The sequence below is a fragment of the Micromonospora sagamiensis genome (assembly GCF_014680085.1).
GTDB lineage: Bacteria > Actinomycetota > Actinomycetes > Mycobacteriales > Micromonosporaceae > Micromonospora > Micromonospora inyonensis.
Map to the genome: position 1 here is coordinate 6,395,046 of NZ_AP023438.1, position 17,779 is coordinate 6,412,824.

Annotated in this window: 18 protein-coding genes; 13 read left to right on the plus strand and 5 right to left on the minus strand. The window is 73.8% G+C overall.

Annotated elements, in window-relative coordinates; translation table 11 throughout:
* Nucleotides 1–4: 4 nt before the first annotated feature.
* Genes IGA62_RS27390 through IGA62_RS27410 form a run of 5 tightly spaced genes read left to right on the plus strand, consistent with a single transcriptional unit; the run spans nt 5 to nt 5,607 of the window.
* Complete coding sequence (locus IGA62_RS27390; RefSeq protein ID WP_145818013.1) at nt 5–1,576, plus strand: amidohydrolase; 1,572 nt, start codon at nt 5–7, stop codon at nt 1,574–1,576.
* Nucleotides 1,573–3,132, plus strand: coding sequence for a lysine 5,6-aminomutase subunit alpha (gene kamD / locus IGA62_RS27395; protein ID WP_145818011.1), 1,560 nt, complete (start codon nt 1,573–1,575; stop codon nt 3,130–3,132). Before IGA62_RS27390 ends, kamD begins: the two co-directional genes overlap by 4 nt.
* Complete coding sequence (kamE, locus tag IGA62_RS27400) at nt 3,129–3,881, plus strand: lysine 5,6-aminomutase subunit beta (RefSeq protein ID WP_145818009.1); 753 nt, start codon at nt 3,129–3,131, stop codon at nt 3,879–3,881. Before kamD ends, kamE begins: the two co-directional genes overlap by 4 nt.
* Complete coding sequence (gene kal, locus IGA62_RS27405) at nt 3,878–4,270, plus strand: 3-aminobutyryl-CoA ammonia lyase (RefSeq protein WP_145818007.1); 393 nt, start codon at nt 3,878–3,880, stop codon at nt 4,268–4,270. Before kamE ends, kal begins: the two co-directional genes overlap by 4 nt.
* Nucleotides 4,267–5,607: a glutamate mutase L gene (locus IGA62_RS27410; RefSeq protein ID WP_145818005.1), complete on the plus strand. Its 1,341-nt coding sequence runs from the start codon at nt 4,267–4,269 to the stop codon at nt 5,605–5,607. Before kal ends, IGA62_RS27410 begins: the two co-directional genes overlap by 4 nt.
* 418 nt (nt 5,608–6,025) lie before the next feature.
* Here IGA62_RS27410 and IGA62_RS27415 read toward each other — a convergent pair whose 3' ends face one another.
* Nucleotides 6,026–6,613, minus strand: a complete 588-nt coding sequence (locus tag IGA62_RS27415; RefSeq protein ID WP_145818003.1) for a helix-turn-helix domain-containing protein — start codon at nt 6,611–6,613, stop codon at nt 6,026–6,028.
* A gap of 75 nt (nt 6,614–6,688) precedes the next feature.
* On the opposite strand from IGA62_RS27415, the gene IGA62_RS27420 reads away from it, so the two are divergent.
* The 4 genes from IGA62_RS27420 to IGA62_RS27435 are packed head-to-tail and all read left to right on the plus strand — an operon-like array spanning nt 6,689 to nt 11,312.
* A complete protein-coding gene (locus IGA62_RS27420; protein WP_145818001.1) occupies nt 6,689–8,266 on the plus strand; it encodes an FAD-dependent oxidoreductase in 1,578 nt (525 codons plus the stop codon).
* Nucleotides 8,267–8,322: 56 nt separating this feature from the next.
* Nucleotides 8,323–9,906, plus strand: a complete 1,584-nt coding sequence (lnt, locus tag IGA62_RS27425; protein WP_377464309.1) for an apolipoprotein N-acyltransferase — start codon at nt 8,323–8,325, stop codon at nt 9,904–9,906.
* A 51-nt stretch (nt 9,907–9,957) separates the two neighbouring features.
* A complete protein-coding gene (locus IGA62_RS27430; RefSeq protein ID WP_145817999.1) occupies nt 9,958–10,740 on the plus strand; it encodes a polyprenol monophosphomannose synthase in 783 nt (260 codons plus the stop codon).
* Nucleotides 10,741–10,796: 56 nt separating this feature from the next.
* Nucleotides 10,797–11,312, plus strand: a complete 516-nt coding sequence (locus IGA62_RS27435; protein ID WP_145817997.1) for an FxsA family protein — start codon at nt 10,797–10,799, stop codon at nt 11,310–11,312.
* Between the two features lie 64 nt (nt 11,313–11,376).
* Here IGA62_RS27435 and IGA62_RS27440 read toward each other — a convergent pair whose 3' ends face one another.
* Together IGA62_RS27440 and IGA62_RS27445 are read right to left on the minus strand one after the other, a co-directional pair.
* Nucleotides 11,377–11,718, minus strand: coding sequence for an RNA polymerase-binding protein RbpA (locus IGA62_RS27440; RefSeq protein WP_046564157.1), 342 nt, complete (start codon nt 11,716–11,718; stop codon nt 11,377–11,379).
* A gap of 230 nt (nt 11,719–11,948) precedes the next feature.
* Nucleotides 11,949–13,085 carry a hypothetical protein gene (locus tag IGA62_RS27445; protein WP_186499840.1) on the minus strand — a complete coding sequence of 379 codons (1,137 nt, stop codon included), beginning with the start codon at nt 13,083–13,085 and terminating at the stop codon, nt 11,949–11,951.
* 124 nt (nt 13,086–13,209) lie between these two features.
* Between IGA62_RS27445 and IGA62_RS27450 the strand changes: the two genes are divergently transcribed.
* Both IGA62_RS27450 and IGA62_RS27455 read left to right on the plus strand, forming a co-directional pair.
* Nucleotides 13,210–13,683 carry a DnaJ family domain-containing protein gene (locus IGA62_RS27450; RefSeq protein ID WP_145817995.1) on the plus strand — a complete coding sequence of 158 codons (474 nt, stop codon included), beginning with the start codon at nt 13,210–13,212 and terminating at the stop codon, nt 13,681–13,683.
* A 98-nt stretch (nt 13,684–13,781) separates the two neighbouring features.
* Complete coding sequence (locus IGA62_RS27455; RefSeq protein WP_145821971.1) at nt 13,782–14,762, plus strand: nitronate monooxygenase; 981 nt, start codon at nt 13,782–13,784, stop codon at nt 14,760–14,762.
* Between the two features lie 33 nt (nt 14,763–14,795).
* On the opposite strand, the gene IGA62_RS27460 is transcribed toward IGA62_RS27455, so the two are convergent.
* Together IGA62_RS27460 and IGA62_RS27465 are read right to left on the minus strand one after the other, a co-directional pair.
* Entirely contained in the window at nt 14,796–14,999 is a 204-nt protein-coding gene (locus IGA62_RS27460; protein ID WP_145817993.1) for a ferredoxin, read from the minus strand.
* A gap of 3 nt (nt 15,000–15,002) precedes the next feature.
* Complete coding sequence (locus IGA62_RS27465) at nt 15,003–16,208, minus strand: cytochrome P450 (RefSeq protein ID WP_145817991.1); 1,206 nt, start codon at nt 16,206–16,208, stop codon at nt 15,003–15,005.
* Between the two features lie 199 nt (nt 16,209–16,407).
* Between IGA62_RS27465 and IGA62_RS31005 the strand changes: the two genes are divergently transcribed.
* Nucleotides 16,408–17,067 carry a helix-turn-helix domain-containing protein gene (locus IGA62_RS31005; RefSeq protein WP_145817989.1) on the plus strand — a complete coding sequence of 220 codons (660 nt, stop codon included), beginning with the start codon at nt 16,408–16,410 and terminating at the stop codon, nt 17,065–17,067.
* Between the two features lie 38 nt (nt 17,068–17,105).
* Nucleotides 17,106–17,771 (plus strand): CatB-related O-acetyltransferase, encoded by a 666-nt coding sequence (locus IGA62_RS27475; RefSeq protein ID WP_269780486.1) that lies wholly within the window; start codon nt 17,106–17,108, stop codon nt 17,769–17,771.
* Nucleotides 17,772–17,779: the final 8 nt, after the last annotated feature.

The window sequence follows — 17,779 nt, forward strand, 5'->3', positions numbered from 1 at the left end:
GGCCATGACGAACCCCTCGACGTTGTACCGCGGTGGTGTGTTGCACTGTCCGGCGGATCCGGGCGCGTCGGCGCTGCTGGTGCGGGATGGTCGGATCGCCTGGTTGGGGTCGGCGGTGGATGCGCCGTCGGCGGATCGGGTGGTGGATCTGGACGGGGCGTTGGTGACGCCGGCGTTCGTGGACGCGCACGTGCATGCGACGGACACGGGTCTGGTGTTGTCGGGGTTGGATCTGTCCGGGGCGCGGTCGGCGGGTGCGGTGTTGGACGCGGTGGCGTCGTTCGCCGCGGGGTTGCCGGGTGACGCGGTGGTGTTGGGGCACGGCTGGGACGAGTCGGGCTGGGTGGACGCGGTGCTGCCGGACGCGGCGGCGTTGGATCGGGCGGCCGGGGGGCGGCGGGTGTATCTGTCGCAGGCGTCGATCCATTCGGCGTTGGTGTCCCGGGCGATGCTGGCGGCGTGTCCGGAGGTGGTGTCGGCGGCCGGGTTCGACGCGTCGGGTTGGGTGCGTCGGGACGCGCATCATGTGGTGCGGGCGGCGGCGTTCGCGTCGGTGTCGCGGGCGCAGCGGGTGGCGGCGCAGCGGGCGGCGTTGGGGCATGCGGCGTCGTTGGGGATCGCGGCGGTGCACGAGTGTGGTGGTCCGGAGATTTCCGACGAGGAGGATTTCACGGGTCTGCTGGCGCTGTCGGGTGTCGGGGTGCCGGAGGTGTACGGGTACTGGGGTGAGTTGCTGGGTGCGGCGCGGGCCCGGGAGTTGGGGGCGGTGGGTGCCGGGGGTGACCTGTTCGCGGACGGGGCGTTGGGGTCGCGGACGGCGCACGTGTCGGAGCCGTACCGGGATTCGCGGTCGGGGTCGTGTGGGCACGGGTATCTGACGGCGGAGCAGGTGCGTGACCATTTGTTGGACTGTGCGGCGCATGGGGTGCAGGGCGGGTTCCACGCGATCGGTGACGCGGCGATCGGCACGGTGTTGGCGGGGTTCGCGGGGGCGGCGGAGCGGCTGGGTGTGGATCGGTTGCGGGCGGCCCGGCATCGGGTGGAGCACGCGGAGATCATGAGTCGGCGGTTGATCGCCGGGTTCGTGGAGTTCGGGATCGTGGCGTCGATGCAGCCGGCGTTCGACCGGTTGTGGGGTGGCGTGGGGCGGATGTACGAGTCGCGGTTGGGTGTGGACCGGTCGTTGGCGTCGAATCCGATGGGGGCGATGCATTCGGTGGGGGTGGCGTTGGCGTTCGGGTCGGATTCGCCGGTGACGCCGTTGGATCCGTGGGGGTCGGTGCGGGCGGCGGCGGCGCATCACAATCCGGCGCAGCGGATGAGTGTGCGGGCGGCGTTCGCGGCGCATACGCGGGGTGGTTGGCGGGCGGTGGGTCTGGACAGCGAGGGTGTGTTGGCGTTGGGTGCGCCGGCGACGTTCGCGGTGTGGTCGACGCCGGCGGGTGTGGAGCGTGGGTTGCCGGTGGTGCAGGCGGAGGATCCGGAGTTGCGGGGGCCGGGGGATCCGACGCCGTTGCCGGTGTGTCGGCGCACGGTGCTGCGTGGTCAGGTGATTTTCGAGGAAGGGTCGTCTTGACAGGGAAGCTTGACCTCGATCCGCGGTTGGTGGCGCGGGCGCGGGAGTTGGCGCGGCGTGCCGGGCAGCCGGTGGTGGAGTTGGCGCGGAGCCACACGACGGTGTCGGTGGAGCGGGCGGTGTTGCGGCTGGCGGGGGTGTCCGGTGCGGATCCGGATGGTATTCCGTGGGTGAACCGTCTGGTGGACGCGGTGGTGGCGGATGTGGGGTTGGGGCACGGGGTGGCGGTGCCGGTGTTCGATGCCCTGGTCCGGGAGCAGATCGCGGATGTGACGTTGCTGGCGCAGAAGGCGGCGGCGGGTTCGGTGCGGTTCGTGGTGCCGTCGGGGCGGGCGGCGACGGTGGCGCGGCGGGCGGCGCGGCGGGCGGTGGCGGCGGGGATCCGGCGGATCGACCGGCGGCGCGTGGAGCGGGAGCGGTTGGTCGGGCGGTACGGGGATCCGGCGCGTCGGCCGTGGATCTATCTGATCGTGGCGACGGGGGACATCTACGAGGACATTCCGCAGGCGCAGGCGGCGGCGCGGGCGGGTGCGGACGTGATCGCGGTGATCCGGTCGACGGGGCAGTCGTTGTTGGACTACGTGCCGGAGGGGGCGACGCGGGAGGGGTTCGCGGGGACGTACGCGACGCAGGAGAACTTCCGGTTGATGCGGGCGGCGTTGGATGAGTCGTCGCGGGAGTTGGGTCGGTACATCCGGTTGACGAACTACGCGTCGGGTTTGTGTATGCCGGAGATGGCGACCCTGGCGGGTCTGGAGCGTCTGGACATGATGCTCAACGATTCGATGTACGGGATTCTGTTCCGGGACATCAATCCGGTGCGGACGTTCGTGGATCAGCGGTTCTCGCGGCAGGTGCACGCGCGGGCGGGGATCATCATCAACACGGGTGAGGACAATTATCTGACCACTGCGGACGCGGTGGACGAGGCGCACACGGTGACGGTGTCGCAGTTGTTGAACGAGTTCTTCGCGCACGAGGCGGGTCTGGCGGACTGGCAGTTGGGTCTGGGGCACGCGTTCGAGATCAATCCGGATGTGCCGGAGTCGTTGCGGTTGGAGTTGGCGCACGCGTTGTTGGCGCGGGAGTTGTTCCCGGACGCGCCGTTGAAATGGATGCCGCCGACGAAGCACATGACCGGGGACGTGTTCCGGGGGAACCTGTTGGACGGGTTCTTCAATCTGGTGGGGACGCTGACGGGGCAGGGGATCCTGTTGGTGGGGATGATGACCGAGGCGGTGGTGACGCCGTGGTTGTCGGATCGGGACATCGCGTTGCAGAACGTGCGGTACGTGTTGGGTGCGGCGGGCGGTTTGCGCGAGGATTTCGTGCCGGCGTCGGGTGGGTTCATCCAGCAGCGGGCGCACCGGGTCCTGGCGGAGGCGGTGGAGTTGTTGGAGCGGATCGGTGAGCAGTCGTTGTTGACGGCGATCGCCGAGGGCACGTTCGGCATCATGAAGCGTCCCGCGGACCGGGGTAAGGGTCTCGATGGGGTGGCCGTGCACGAGGCGGACTACTACAACCCGGCGACGGACATCCTGGAGCAGCCGGTATGAGCGGGAAGACGGTCGTGCGGCCGTACGGGGACACCACCGGTGACGGGATGGTGCAGGTGTCGTTCACGTTGCCGGTGCCGCATGACAAGCGGGCCGAGGGCGCGGCGATCCAGTTGGCGAACAAGATGGGTATCGATCCGGCGATGCTGGTGCACGCGAAGCAGATGGGTGACGGGTTCACCTTCTTCGTGGTGTACGGGCGGGTGAACCATCTGGTGGACGTCTCGGCGGTGCAGGTGGTGGAGCGGGATTTCCCGTTGCTGTCGGCGCGGGAGGTCAACGCGGTGGTGAAGCGGCGGTTGCGGCGGAAGTTGTCGGTGGTGGGGGCGTGTATCGGCACGGACGCGCACACGGTGGGCATCGACGCGATCCTGAACGTGAAGGGCATCGCGGGGGAGAAGGGCCTGGAGTACTACCGGGAGTTGAAGGTCACGAATCTGGGTGCGCAGGTGAGTGTGCCGGAGCTGGTGGAGGCGGCCCGGGTGGAGCGGGCGGACGCGGTGCTGGTGTCGCAGGTGGTGACGCAGCGGGACGCGCATCTGCACAACACGCGGGAGATGTCGGCGGCGTTCCGGGAGGCGATGCCGGCGGGTCGGCGTCCGCTGCTGGTGGTGGGTGGGCCGCGGTTCGACGAGTCGATGGCCGCCGAGTTGGGGGTGGACCGGATCTTCGGTCGGGGCACCACGCCGGGTGAGGTGGCGAGTTTTCTGGTGCACGCGTTGGTGACGGACAAGAGGGCGAGAGCATGAGTGATTCGCGGGTCGGGTTGACGGTGACGCACCGCCGGTACGTGCCGTACTCGCATGCCCACTATGCGGGGAACCTGGTGGACGGGGCGTACGCGTTGGGGTTGTTCGGGGATGTGGCCACGGAGGTGTGTATCCGTACGGACGGCGACGAGGGGTTGTTCGCCTCGTACTCGGACGTGCAGTTCCGTAGTCCGATGCGGGCGGGGGACGTGTTGGAGGTGTCGGCGACGGTGACCCGGGTGGGTACGCGTAGCCGGACGATCGACTTCGAGGCGCGGGTGGTGTGTCGGGGGCGGCCGGATCGGGGTGAGTCGGCGGCGGAGGTGCTGGCGGAGCCGGTGGTGGCGGTGACGGCGACGGGCACGGTGGTCGTGCCGGCGGCGGCGTGAGTCTGGCCGTCTGCGCCGACGTGGGGTCCACGTGGACGAAGGTCGCGGTGGTGGATCTCGACGGTGGGCTGTTGGTGGGGTCGGCGGCGGCGCCGACGACGGTGGGTACGGACGTGCTGCACGGCTTGGACGCGGCGGTGGCGGCGGCGACCGCCGGTGTCGGCGGTGGCGGGGACGTGCCGTGGTACGTGTGTTCGTCGGCCGGTGGTGGGTTGCGGCTGGCGGTGGTCGGCTACGAGCCGCTCGTCACGGCGCAGGCGGGCCGGCGGGTCGGGTTGTCGGCGGGGGCGCACGTGGTGCACGTGGCGGCGGGGCGGCTCGGTGGGGCGGATGTTTCGGCGTTGCGGGCGGCCCGCCCGGATGTGGTGCTGCTGGTGGGGGGCACCGACGGTGGGGACGCGGACACGTTGACCCACAACGCGACGCGGCTGGCGCGGGCCCGCTGGCGGGTGCCGGTGGTGCTGGCCGGGAACGCCGACGTGCGCGACGGGGTGCGGGCGCTGCTGGCCGGGGCGGGGGTGCCGGTGACGGCGGCGGAGAACGTCCTGCCGCGGATCGGGGTGTTGGCGCCGTCGTCGGCGCGGGCGGCGATCCGGGAGGTGTTCCTGCGGCATGTGATCGGCGGGAAGCGCCTGTCGCGGGGGCCGCGGTTCGCGCGGTTGGTGCGGGCGGCGACGCCGGACGCGGTGTTGACGGGGGTGGAGGTGCTCGCCGACACGGTCGGCGGTGACCTGGTGGTGGTGGACGTCGGTGGGGCCACCACGGACGTGTATTCGGTGTTGACGCCGGACGAGCGGGCCGACGGGCCGGCTCGGGAGGTGGCGGGGTCGTTGTGGCGGGCGCGGACCGTGGAGGGGGACCTGGGGATGCGGTGGAGCGCCCCGGGGGTGGTGCGGGCGGCCGTGGAGGAGCGGCTGCTCGACGGGGTCGGTGCGGAGGAGCTGTCGGCGGCCGCGGCGGTGCGGGCCGCCGATCCGGGGTTCCTGCCGTCCACGGGGGCCCAGCGGGCGGCCGAGGGGCGGATCGCGGCCCTGGCGGCGACGGTGGCGGTGCGTCGGCACGCGCGGGGCGCGGCGACCGGGGAGCGGGCCGGGCGGGATCTGCGGGACGTGCGGCTGCTGGTCGGTTCGGGTGGGGTGTTGCGGCATGCGGCGGCGGGGGAGGCGGCCGGGGTGCTGGCGGCGGTGCTGACCGACCACGCGGGTGGGTGGGCGGTGCCGCGGGCGGCGCGGGCGGTGGTGGACGGGGCGTACGTGCTGGCTGCCGCCGGGTTGCTGGCCGGTGAGCATCCGCAGGTGGCGCGGGCGGTGCTGGGTCGGCATCTGATCGTGGACTGACCGGTCGGGTGGCCGGTGAACGTCGGGGAAACGGCGACTCGCCGGGGCGACACGCCGGGCGACTGGCCGGGGCGGGTTGACAGTCCCCGGGGGGTGGCACGTACCGTCTTTGAGTCCTACTACGGGGAAGCGGCTGTTGTTCGCTTCGTCCCTTCGTCCGCTGGCCGAGTGACCAGGATGGGTTGCGGCGGCCAGGTCCAGCGGGCGGGGGTCGGCGGGGCGGCGCGAACCGGCCGCGGTTACCGGTGTACGGGCAGGGTGAGGTGCACGGCCAGTAGACAACGGCCCGACGGGGGCAGCCAGTCCACCGTCCGGTCGGTCCGAAGGTCGGCGTGCCTGATCTTCGCCCCACCGGCCGGGGAGGGCCTGGGAGCATCGGGGCGCGGCAGTTGCCGCGCCCCGATTTTCGTGCCCGGGGTCAGCGGGACGTGGTGGGGTGGGCGCGCACGTGCAGCCGTTCGCCCTGCGGCCCGAACAGGTTGAGGATCTCCGCCGGCTGCGGGTCGGGGTTGGCGACGGCGTGCGGCACCCGGGTGTCGAACTCGGCGACCTCTCCGGGGGTGAGGATCAGGTCGTGGTCGCCGAGGATCAGCCGGATGCGACCGGAGAGCACGTACAGCCACTCGTAGCCCTCGTGGGTCTTCGGCTGCGGGTCGGCGGGGGTGTGCGGTGGGATGATCTGTTTGAACGCCTGGAGGCCGCCGGGGCGGCGGGTCAGCGGCAGGAACGTCATGCCGTGGCGCACGATCGGGCGGGGGTGTACGCGCGGGTCGGTGGTGGGGGGCGCGCCGACGAGGTCGTCGAGGGGTACCTGGTGGGCGCGGGCCAGGGGGAGCAGCAGTTCCAGGGTGGGGCGGCGCTGACCGGACTCCAGCCGGGACAGGGTGCTGACGGAGATGCCGGTGGTCTGTGCCAGTTGGGTCAGGGTGGTGCCGCGTCGGGTGCGCAGGGCTCGGAGCCGGGCGCCGACGCCGGCCAGGACCGCCGCCTCGTCGTCGTTTGCCATACCGGCAACAATAGTTGCCGTCTGGGGTCGGGTGGGCGCACCGTGGCGGTCGACGACGACGGACAGGGGTGCGTGATGGACGACAGGTACGACGTGGTGGTCATCGGTGGCGGCGCGGCCGGGCTCGCCGGGGCGGTGGCCCTGGCCCGGGCCCGCCGGTCGGTGCTGGTGGTCGACGCGGGCCGGCCCCGCAACGCCCCGGCCGGCGGGGTGCACAACCACCTCGGCCGGGAGGGCGTCCCCCCGGCGGAGCTGCTCGCGTCGGGGCGCGCCGACGTCACCGGCTACGGCGGGCACGTCGTCGACGCGACGGTCACCGCCGTCGACCGGGACGACGACGGGTTCGCGGTCGCCCTCGCCGACGGGCGGCGGACGCGGGCACGGCGGCTGCTGGTGGCCACCGGTGGCGTCGACGCGCTGCCGGACGTGCCCGGCCTGGCCGGCCGGTGGGGACGCGACGTGCTGCACTGCCCGTACTGCCACGGGTGGGAGGTCCGCGACCGGCGGGTCGGGGTCCTCGCCGACGGGCCGGTGGGGGTGCGGCAGGCGCTGCTGTGGCGGCAGTGGACCCCGCACGTGCTGCTGCTGCGTCACCACGGCGACGCGCCCGACCCGACGCAGGCCGAGCAGTTGGCCGCCCGGGGCGTCACCGTCGTCGACGGGCCGGTCACCGGACTGGTCGTCGACGACGACCGGCTCACCGGGGTCCGCCTCGCCGACGGTGGGCTGGTGCGCGTCGACGCGCTGGTGGTGGCGACCCGGGTGGCCGCCCACGCCGACGCGCTCGCCCCGCTCGGCCTGTTCCCGGTCGACGTCGACCACGAGGGGCAACGCGTCGGCACCCGGATCCCCGCCGACGCGTTCGGGGCCACCGACGTGCCCGGGGTGTGGGTGGCCGGGAACGCGGCCGCCGTCACCGCGACGGTCGTGGTCTCCGCCGCGCAGGGGGTGACCGCCGCCGGGGCGATCAACGCCGACCTGGTCGCCGAGGACACCGCCCGGGCCGTCGAGGCGTACCGGCACGACCTGGCGACCATGTTCGAGCAGGACGCCTGGGAGGAGCGGTACCGGTCCCGGCCGGCGGTGTGGAGCGGCAACCCGAACCCGCAGCTGGTCGCCGAGGCCGCCGACCTGCCACCGGGGCGGGCCCTGGACGTCGGCTGCGGGGAGGGCGCCGACGCGGTGTGGCTGGCCCGCCGGGGGTGGCAGGTCACCGCCGTGGACATCGCCCCCACCGCGGTGGACCGCACCGCCGCGCACGCCGCCGACGCGCGCGTCGCCGACCGGGTCACCGCCCGCCAGGCGGACCTGCGCGTCGAGGCGCCCGAGGCGGGCGCCTACCAGCTGGTGTCGGCGCAGTTCATGCACCTGCCGGCCGGGCAGTGGCGGGACCTGGTGGCCCGGCTGGCCGACGCGGTGGCCCCGGGCGGCACCCTGCTCGTCGTCGGTCACCACCCCCTGGACCTGCGTACCACGGCCCGGCGGATGCACTTCCCCGAGTTGATGTTCACCGCCGAACAGGCCGCCGACCTGCTCGATGAGGCCCGCTGGCGGGTCCGCGTCGCGCAGGCCCGGCCGCGAGCCGCCGTGGACCCCGACGGTCGGGACGTCACCGTCCACGACGCCGTCCTCGTCGCCCACCGGCTGCCCTGAGGCGTCGCGGCGGCCGGCGGGTAACCTTCGGCGGTGTGATCGAGGGTGAGGTGCCGGTGACGACGCTCAACGAGGTACGCCCCGCCGCCGCCGGCACGCCGCCGTCGCCGCGTCCGCTGCCCCTGGCGGCGGCCGTGGCGCTGGCGGTGGTGGCCGGGCTGGCGCTGCTGGCGGCGTTTCCCCCGTACGGGTGGTGGCCCCTCGCGGCGGTCGGGGTGGCGGCCGTCGCCGCGGCGACGCACCGGCGGCGGGTCCGCGCCGGCGCGGCCCTGGGGTTCCTCACCGGGGTGACCCTGTTCGCGCCGCTGCTGGCCTGGACGAACCTGCACACCGGCTACCTGCCGTGGGTGCTGCTGAGCCTGTCCCAGGCCGCCTACGTGGCGTTGCTCGGCGCGGCCACCGCCTACGTGTCCCCGCTGGTCGACCGGCGGCGGGCGCTGTGGCCGGTGGCCACGGCGCTGCTGTGGGTGGGGCAGGAGGCGCTGCGCGACCGCACCCCGTTCGGTGGGTTCCCGTGGGGGCGGCTGGCGTTCAGCCAGGGCGACTCGCCGCTGCTGCGGCTGGCCGCGCTCGGCGGCGCCCCGCTGGTCACCGTCGCCGTCGCGCTCGCCGGTGGGCTGCTGGTGACCCTGTCGTGGCGGTCGTGGCGGCGGCCCCGCCCGCACACCGTCGCGCCGGCCGTGGGCCTGGTCGCCGTCGTCGCCGCCGCCCTGGCCGTCCCGGTGGGGGTGCGTGGCGGCGGCGAGCAGGTCACCGTGGCGATCGTGCAGGGCAACGTGCCCCGCCTCGGGTTGGACTTCAACGCCCAACGGCAGGCGGTGCTCGACAACCACGTCGAGGCCACCCTCGACCTGGCCCGGCAGGTCACCGCCGGGCAGGCCCGCCGACCCGACCTGGTGGTGTGGCCGGAGAACTCCAGCGACATCGACCCGCTGCGCGACACCACGGCGGGGGCGCGGATCTCCCGGGCCGCCGACACGATCGGTGCGCCCATCCTCGTCGGGGCGGTGCTGCGCGGCCCCGGCCAGGGGCAGGTGCGCAACGCGGGACTGCTGTGGCGGCCCGGCAGCGGCCCCGACACCGGGCAGCTGTACACCAAACGTCACCCGGTGCCGTTCGCCGAGTACGTGCCCATGCGGGACCTGGCGCGGATGGTCAGCAAGCAGGTCGACCGGATCCGGGCGGACTTCGTGCCCGGCGCCACGCCGGGTGTGCTGCGCACCGGCGACGCGGTCCTCGGTGACGTGATCTGCTTCGAGGTCGCCTACGACGGGCTGGTCCGCGACACGGTCACCGGCGGCGCGGAGCTGCTGGTGGTGCAGACCAACAACGCGACGTTCGACGAAGCCGAGGCGTTGCAGCAGATGGCGATGGTCCGGTTGCGGGCCGTCGAGCACGGCCGGGACGCGTTGATGGCCTCCACGGTCGGGGTGTCCGGGTTCGTGTCCCCCGACGGGCGGGTAGACGGGGCCACCGGGTTCAACACCGGCGCGGTGGTGGTCCGGCAGATGCGGCTCGGTACCGGGTCGACCCCGGCCACGTGGATGGGCGTGTGGCCGGAGGTGGCGCTGCTGGTGGCCGCCGGTCTCGTCCTGGCCGGCGCGGCCGTGCGGCGACGCCGGCCGGTGCCGCCCGGGTAGAACCGCACGACGACCGGCCCGGACGGGCCGGCGCGACCGGGGGAGGTCCAGGTGGGCGAGCAGACCGGCCGGACGGTCGGACGTCCGGACGTGGGGCGGGTGCTGGTGGTGGTGCCCACCTACAACGAAGCCGACAACCTCGCCGGGATCGTCGACCGGGTCCACCGGCACGCGCCCGGCGTGGACGTGCTGGTCGCCGACGACAACAGCCCCGACGGCACGGGGGCGCTCGCCGACGGGCTGGCCCGCGTCGACCCCCGGGTGCACGTCCTGCACCGCGAGGGCAAGGCAGGACTCGGCGCGGCGTACCTGGCGGGATTCGCGTGGGCACGGCGGCGCGGCTACGACGCGGTCGTGGAGATGGACGCCGACGGGTCGCACGCCCCGGAGGACCTGCCGACGCTGCTGGACGCCGCCCGCGACGCGGACGTCGTCATCGGGTCCCGGTGGCAACGCGGCGCGCGGGTCCTGAACTGGCCGTGGCGGCGGCTACTGCTGTCGCGCGGCGGGAACTGGTACGCCCGGTGGGCCCTCGGGGTGCCCGTCTCCGACGCGACCGGCGGCTACCGGGTGTACCGGCTGCGCGCCCTCGCCGCCGTCGACCTGGACCGGGTGTGTTCGCGGGGCTACTCGTTCCAGGTGGAGCTGTCGCGGCTGCTGCACCGGGCCGGAGCGCGGATGGTGGAGGTGCCGATCACGTTCGCCGAGCGGGAACGCGGATCGAGCAAGATGAGCCCGTGGATCGTGCTGGAGGCGTTGTGGCGGATCACCCTGTGGGGGTTGCAGGACCGGCGGCGGGGACGGCGGCGGCCGGTCGCGGGCCGGTGGCCGTGACCGGTGCCCGTGGCATCCTTGACCGGGAGAGCGTCGCCGACGTCGGATGAGGTGTGATGCGCCGGACGTGGAGGTTCGTACCGCTGGGGTTGCTGGCCGGGCTGGCCGCCGAGGTCGCGGTGTTCGTGCTGGTCGGCGAGGCGATCGGGTTCGCCTCGGCGGTGCTGGTGGTGTTCGCCGTGTCGCTGGTGGGTCTGCTGCTGCTACGCCGGGAGGGCATGCGCGCCTGGCGGGGCTTCCGGGCCAGCGTCGAGTCGCACCAGCCGCCCGGCCGGCAGTTGACCGACGGGCTCGTCGGCCTGGCCGGTGCGTTGCTGCTGGCCGTGCCGGGCCTGGTCAGCGGTGTGGTGGGGGTGGCGTTGCTGGTGCCGCCGCTGCGCCGGCTCGCCGGCGCGGGCGTGCAGCGGGCCACGGAGCGGCGGGTGTCGTCGATGGTCGCCGGTGACCTGTTTGGTCCCCGCCGGGTGCGGGTGTACCGGGGTGCGACGCCGCCGACCGAACCGGGCCCGTCCCGGCCGGGCGCCGACCCGGCCGCCGCGATCGAGGGAGAGATCGTCGAACCGGGCCGGTGAAGCCCCGTGACAACACGACGAGCCCCCGGGACGGCGATCCGTCCCGGGGGCTCGTCGTGGATGGTCAGGCGCGACCGCGGCGGGTGCGGACCTCCTGGAGCCGCTCGGCGAGGATGTCCTCCAGCTCGGCGATCGACCGCCGCTCCAGCAGCATGTCCCAGTGGGTGCGCGGCGGCTTGGCCTTCTTCTGCTCGGGCTCGCTGCCGTCGACCAGCCGGGCGACGCTGCCGTCGAACTTGCACTCCCAGGTGGTCGGGACCTCGGCGTCGACGGCGAACGGCACCTCGAACTGGTGGCCCTTGGCGCAGAGGTACTCGCGGGTCTGACGCGGCGCGAGCTCCGTGTTGCGGTCGGACTCGTAGCTGACCGCGCCCAGACGGCTACCACGCAGCATACGCTCGCCCATGTTCGACTTCCCCTCGTTGGTGGTGCTGGTCTTCTCGGTGTAACGGCCCGCCGTCGCCGGGGCATTCCCCGGTGACGAGGCCACGCCCGGCGGGCGGGCCTGGCCGGACCCCCGGCGGGCACCGCCGGCCGGGTGGGAAACGGTGGAGTGTGCTGGCTGTCACCTGTATGGTACCCGGCCCGTTCCGGTGTCCCTCGACGGTGACCGATGCGCGGGCCGGCCGGGGCTGGTCAGCGCGGTGTCGGCGACCCCAGCCGGGCCAGTGCCGTGGCCAGGTCGCTGACCTGGTCGGCCAGCTGGGCCGCGCGGGTCACCGCCGCGTCCCGGTCGGTTTCGGCCGTGCGCAGCCGTACGGTCAGCTCCGCCAGGCGGACCTCGGCGGTGGCTGCCGCCTGCCGGGCGTCGGCCACGTCGGTGGTGAGCCGGTCCCGGTGGGCGGCGAGGGCAGCGATCTCCTCCCGGGCCCGTTGCGCCGTGGCGGCGCTCTCGGCGCGGGCGGCGTCGGCGTCGACGCGGGCCGCTTCCGCCGACCGGGTCGCCTCGGCGGCCTCCCGGCGGGCGGCCTCCGCCTCGGCGCGGGCCCGGTCGGCGGCGGCGCGGTGCGCGTCGGCGTCCCGACCGGCGGCGGCGGCGTCGGCCTGCGCCCGGTCGGCGCGGGCGACCGCGTCGGCGGCGGCCGAGGCGGCCCGGTCGGCGTCGGCGCGGGCGGTGTCCCGCTCGGCGGTCAACTCGGCGACCCGACGGCGTTCGGTGTCCCGTTCCGCGCGGACGGTCCGCAGGTCGTGGCGGGCCGCGTCCCGGTCCCGTTCGGCCTGCACCCGCAGCGCCTCCGCGGCGCTGGCCGTCCGTTGCGCGGCGTCGCGGGCCGTCTCGGCGTCCGCGGCCCGGTCCGCGGCCCGCGCGGCGTCCTCGGCGTGCCGGGTCGCGTCCGCGCGCGCGGCGTCCCGCTGGGCGACGGCGTCCTCGGCGGCCCGGCGGGCGGCCACCTCGGCGGCCCGCGCGTCCTCGGCGGCGCGGCGTGCCTCGTCGCGCTCGGTGTGGGCCTGCGCCACCTGCCCGGCCGCCTCCGCGCGGACCTGGGCGAGCTGCCGTTCCACCCCCACCGGGGACAGCTCGGCGTGCAGCGTCTCGGTCAGGGAGTCCACGAGCTGGTCGAGGCGGTCCACCGCCTCCCAGGTCCGGGCCACCTGCCCGGCGAGGCCGGGGGCGTTGCGGTGGCGCATCCGGCTGTTGCGCGACGCGCGTTGGCAGGCGCCGTCGTTGTCACGGCAGTACCGGAAAGGACGGCCCGCGCCGGCGCGTTGCGGCACGTCCCGGCCGCAGTGCGCGCAGGGGCGGGTGTCGACGGGGGTGGCCTGGTCGTCCATCGAGGGCGAAGTCTAGGGCACCGCGCGGCGGCCCCCGGCCGGTGTGCGGCCCGCCGGGGTGGGAACGTCCCCGCCCGGTGGGGCATCCTGGTGGCGGGTGCCGACGACACGGGGAGGTTCCGGCATGACCTACGCGTGGGAGGCGGCGGCCGAGGCGCAGATCCGCGCCGCCGTGGAACGCGGCGAGTTCGACAACCTGCCCGGCGCGGGCCGGCCCATCCCCGGCCGGGACCTGCCGTACGACGAACAGTGGTGGATCAAGGGACTGTTGGAGCGGGAGAAGATCCCCACCGAGGCGCTCCTGCCCACCCCCCTGCTGCTGCGCAGGCGCGTCGAGCGGCTGCCCGACGAGGTCCGGGAGCTGCCCACCGAGGCGGCGGTGCGGGCGTGCGCGCAGGAGCTGAACACGCAGATCGTGGCGTGGCTGCGGACGCCGACCGGGCCTCGGGTGGTGGTCCGGCCGGTCGACGTCGACGCGGTGGTGCGGCAGTGGCGGGCGGCCCGCTCCGGGCCGGTGCCGGCCGGCGACCCCCCTGCCGCCGCAGCGGTTCGGCCCACGCGGCGACGTCGCTGGTGGCGCCGCACGCCCCGGCCCTGACTGGCGGGCGACGGCGAGGGGTGGCCGCCGGGCCCCGACCACGCCCGTCACGTCCGGGGATCGAGCGTGGTGGCGTGCCGGCGAGGCAGGATGGGGTCATGGTGTGGGAGTTCGGGAGCCCGGTCGTGGTGGCGCCGATGGCCGGGGGACCATCGACGCCGGGCCTGGTGACGGCGGCCGCGGCCGCCGGTGCGCTGGGCTTTCTGGCGGCCGGGTACAAGTCGGCCGACCTGGTGGCCCGGGAGGTCGCCGAGTTGCGGGCCAGCCGGTTGCCGTACGGGTTGAACATCTTCCTGCCGTCACCGCCACCGGTCGACGTGGGAGCACTGCGGGAGTACCGGCAGGCTCTCCGACCAGAGGCGGAGCGGTACGAGGTCGAGCTGCCTCGGCTTCGGCTGGCCGACGACGACGGTTTCGCCGCCAAGGTGCGGATCGCGGTGGGCGCGGCGGTGCCCTGGGTGAGTTTCACCTTCGGGGTTCCGGAGGCGTCGGTCGTCACGGAGCTGCGGCGTGCCGGCTGCACGGTGCTGGTGACGGTGACCGACGCCGAGGAGGCCCGACGCGCGGCGGCTGTGGGGCCGGACGCGCTGATCGCGCAGGCAGGGTCGGCCGGTGGTCATTCGGCCACGACGTCACCTGCTGACTACGACGGCTCGTCCACGGCGCCGCAGGTGGTCCGCGACGTCCGCGCCGCCGTGGGTCTGCCCGTCATCGGCGCGGGCGGTACCGGAACCGCCCGGGACGTCCGGGCGGGCACCGTGTTCCTGCTCGCCGACGAGGCCGGGACCCGGGCGGTGCAGCGCGACGCGATGCTGTCGGGGCGGTTCACCGAGACGGTGGTGACCCGGGCGTTCACCGGCCAACCGGCGCGGGCGCTGCGCAACCGGTTCACCGACACGTACTCGTCGACCGCACCGCTCGGGTATCCCGCCGTCCATCACCTGACCGCACCGGTCCGGGCAGCGGCGGCCCGCCGTGAGGATCCGGAGGCGATCAACCTGTGGGCGGGCACGGCGCATGCCGAGGCCCGGCCGGGCCCGACCGCCGGGATCGTGCGCAGGCTGACCGGAGCCGGTTAGGACCGGTTCCGGCGAGGTCCGTCCCGACTCACGTCAGGGTCGGCGTTCGGTCGACAGGACGATCGCTGCGGCCGGGCACAGGTCGACGGCCTCGCGAACCGCGTCCCACGTTCCCGCCGGCGGCTCAGGTCGCAGGACGACCGCCCTGCCGTCGTCCTGCTGGTCGAACACCTCGCCGACGGTCAGCACGCACATCCCGGAGCCGACGCACCGCTCCGCGTCCACAGTGATCCGCACCGGTCACGCGTCCCAGGTGACCGGGAGGCTCTTCACCCCGTAGATGTCGGCGGTCTCCGGGCGCAGGGCAACCTCGTCGGGCGGTACGGCCAGGCGCAGCGTGGGGAAGCGGGTGACCAGCGCGGGGAACGCGATCCGCATCTCGACGCGGGCCAGTTGCTGACCCAGGCACTGGTGGATGCCGTGACCGAAGGCCAGGTGCCCGCCGTCGCGCCGGCGGAGGTCGAGCACGTGGGGATCGGTGAAGCGCTCGGGGTCGCGGTTGGCGGTGTGGTACGACAGGATCACCGGCGAGCCGGCCCTGATGGTCTGGCCGCCCACCTCGACATCCTCCAGCGCCGTCCGCATGAACGTCTTGGCGACGCTGAGGTACCGCAGCAGCTCCTCCACGGCCCGGTCGGCGAGTGTGGGATCGGCGCGCAGCGCGGCCAACTGCTCCGGGTTGCGCAGCAGCGCGAAGGTGCCCAGCGCCAGCATGTTCGCGGTGGTGTCGAGCCCGGCCGCCAACAGGATCAGGGCGATCCCCTTCAGCTCCTCATCGGTCAGATCGGTGTCGGTGAGGTCGCTGAGCACGTCGTCGGTGGGGTTGGCGCGTTTGGTGGCCACCAGTTCCGTCAGGTAGTCCTGGGTCGCGGTGTAGGCGGCGAACAGGTCCTCGTCGCTGGTCTCCCCGTTCATGAACGAGTCGACCTGCTCCTGGAAGGAACCCCGGTCCTGGTAGGGCACCCCCAGCAGCTCACAGATCATGATGGCGGGGATGGGCTTGGCGAACGCGGTCACCAGGTCCGTCGGAGGACCGGTCTTCTCCATGGCGTCCAGGTGTTCGGTGGTGATCTGCTCGACGCGTTCGGTGAGCAGCCGCATCCGTCGTACGGTGAACTTGCCCATCAGCGGTTTTCGGTAGCGGCTGTGCTGGGGCTCGTCCATGAGGAGGAACTCGCCGGGCGGCGCCGGGGGGATCGTGATGTCTCCGTAGTCGATGGTCGGGTGGAGCATGAGCTCCTTGCGTGAGCTGAACCGGGAGTCGGCCAGGACCGACCTGACCAGGTCGTATCCGGTGATCAGCCAGCCGGCTCTTCCGCCGGGGAAGGTGTAGCGGCTGATGGGGCCGTGTCGGCGTGCGTCGATCAGTTCTGCCGGCGGGTCGAACGGACAGCCGGGCTGACGTGCCGTCGGCATCGTCCGGACGGTGTGCAGGGATTCACCCATGACCATTCCTCATCTCGCGATGGTGACTGTTCAGCGATGGTCGAAAGCTACGTTTCATTCGGAATGAATGTCAATCGGCAAAAGAGCGTTCGCGCAGGTCAACAGCCGAAAACTGATGCAATGACGCTGTCCCCTAACGCAATACCGCGTTGCAATGGATGGCGGCGAAGGCAATACTCGCGGGATGCCAGGAGGACGGTTGACCCAGCAGGACCGCCAGCGCATCGCGGCCGGACTCGCCGCCAGGCTCTCCTACGCCGAGATCGCGCGGCGGCTCGACCGTCCGACCTCGACGATCAGCCGGGAGGTCGGACGCAACGGCGGCCCCGGCGGCTACCACCCCCAGCAGGCGCACCGGGTGACGGCCCAGCGCGCGCGGCGCGGCACACCGGCGCCCCCGCGCGCGGCCGGACCGACGGGCGGCACGGCGGGAGACGAGATCGTCGAGCTGGCGGTCCGGACGGGACTGCCGAGGATGACCGCGCGCGTGCACGTCGACCTGTTGCTGTCCGAAGACGGCAGGCGCACCGCCGCCGAGCTGGCCCGCCGGCTCCGGGTCAGCCCGGCCTCCGTCTCCGTGGCGGTGAACTACCTGGTCCGCAGCGGGTACGTCCGGCGCGAGCGTGATCCGCAGCGGCGTCGCGACGTCTACGTGGTCGACGACGAGGCCTGGTACCAGTCCGTCGTGATCGGCGCGCGGCAGACGCTCGAGGCGGCGCAGGCCGCGTTGGCCGCGGCGGAGACGTCCGGGCCCGACAGCCCCGTGGGGCAGCGGCTGGCCAGGGCAGGGGCGTTCCTGGAACGGGTCAGCCTGGACGGCATCGAGTCGGCCGACCGCTGGCGCGTCCTTCTGGCGTGACAGGTCCACCCGTGCCTACTGTGCGGCTGGTGTCCGCGCTGGGGTCGGGTGTGCTGGCCGGCGCGGTACCGCGACCATGGGAGGTGACGTCCCCGTTGATCGAGGTCGGGGAGTACACCTACTACGACGACCCGGACGACCCGAGCGCGTTCGAGACCCGCAACGTCCTCGACCACTACGGGCCGGAGAAGCTCGTCATCGGCAGGTTCTGCGCCCTGGGCACCGGGGTGCGGTTCGTCATGAACGGCGCCAACCACCGCATGGACGGCCCGTCGACCTTCCCTTTCCCCGCCCTGGGCGGCTCGTGGTCCGACCACGCCGACCTGCTGACCGGCCTGCCGAATCGCGGTGACACCGTCGTCGGCAACGACGTCGTCTGGTTCGGCTACGACACGACGGTGATGCCCGGCGTACGGATCGGACACGGCGCGATCGTCGGCGCGGGCGCCGTGGTCACCGCCGACGTTCCCCCCTACGCCATCGTCGGCGGCAACCCGGCCCGTGTCATCCGCACCCGCCACCGCGACGAGGACATCGCCCGGCTGCTGGCAGTGGCCTGGTGGGACTGGCCCACGGAGCACATCACCGCGCACGTGCGGACGATCATGTCGGGCAGTATCGCCGACCTCGAAGCCGCCGCTCCCGACACCCGTCGCGGGTGGCGCCCCGGATCAGGTCCGTCATCCCTTCGACCTTATCGTTGAACTGACGG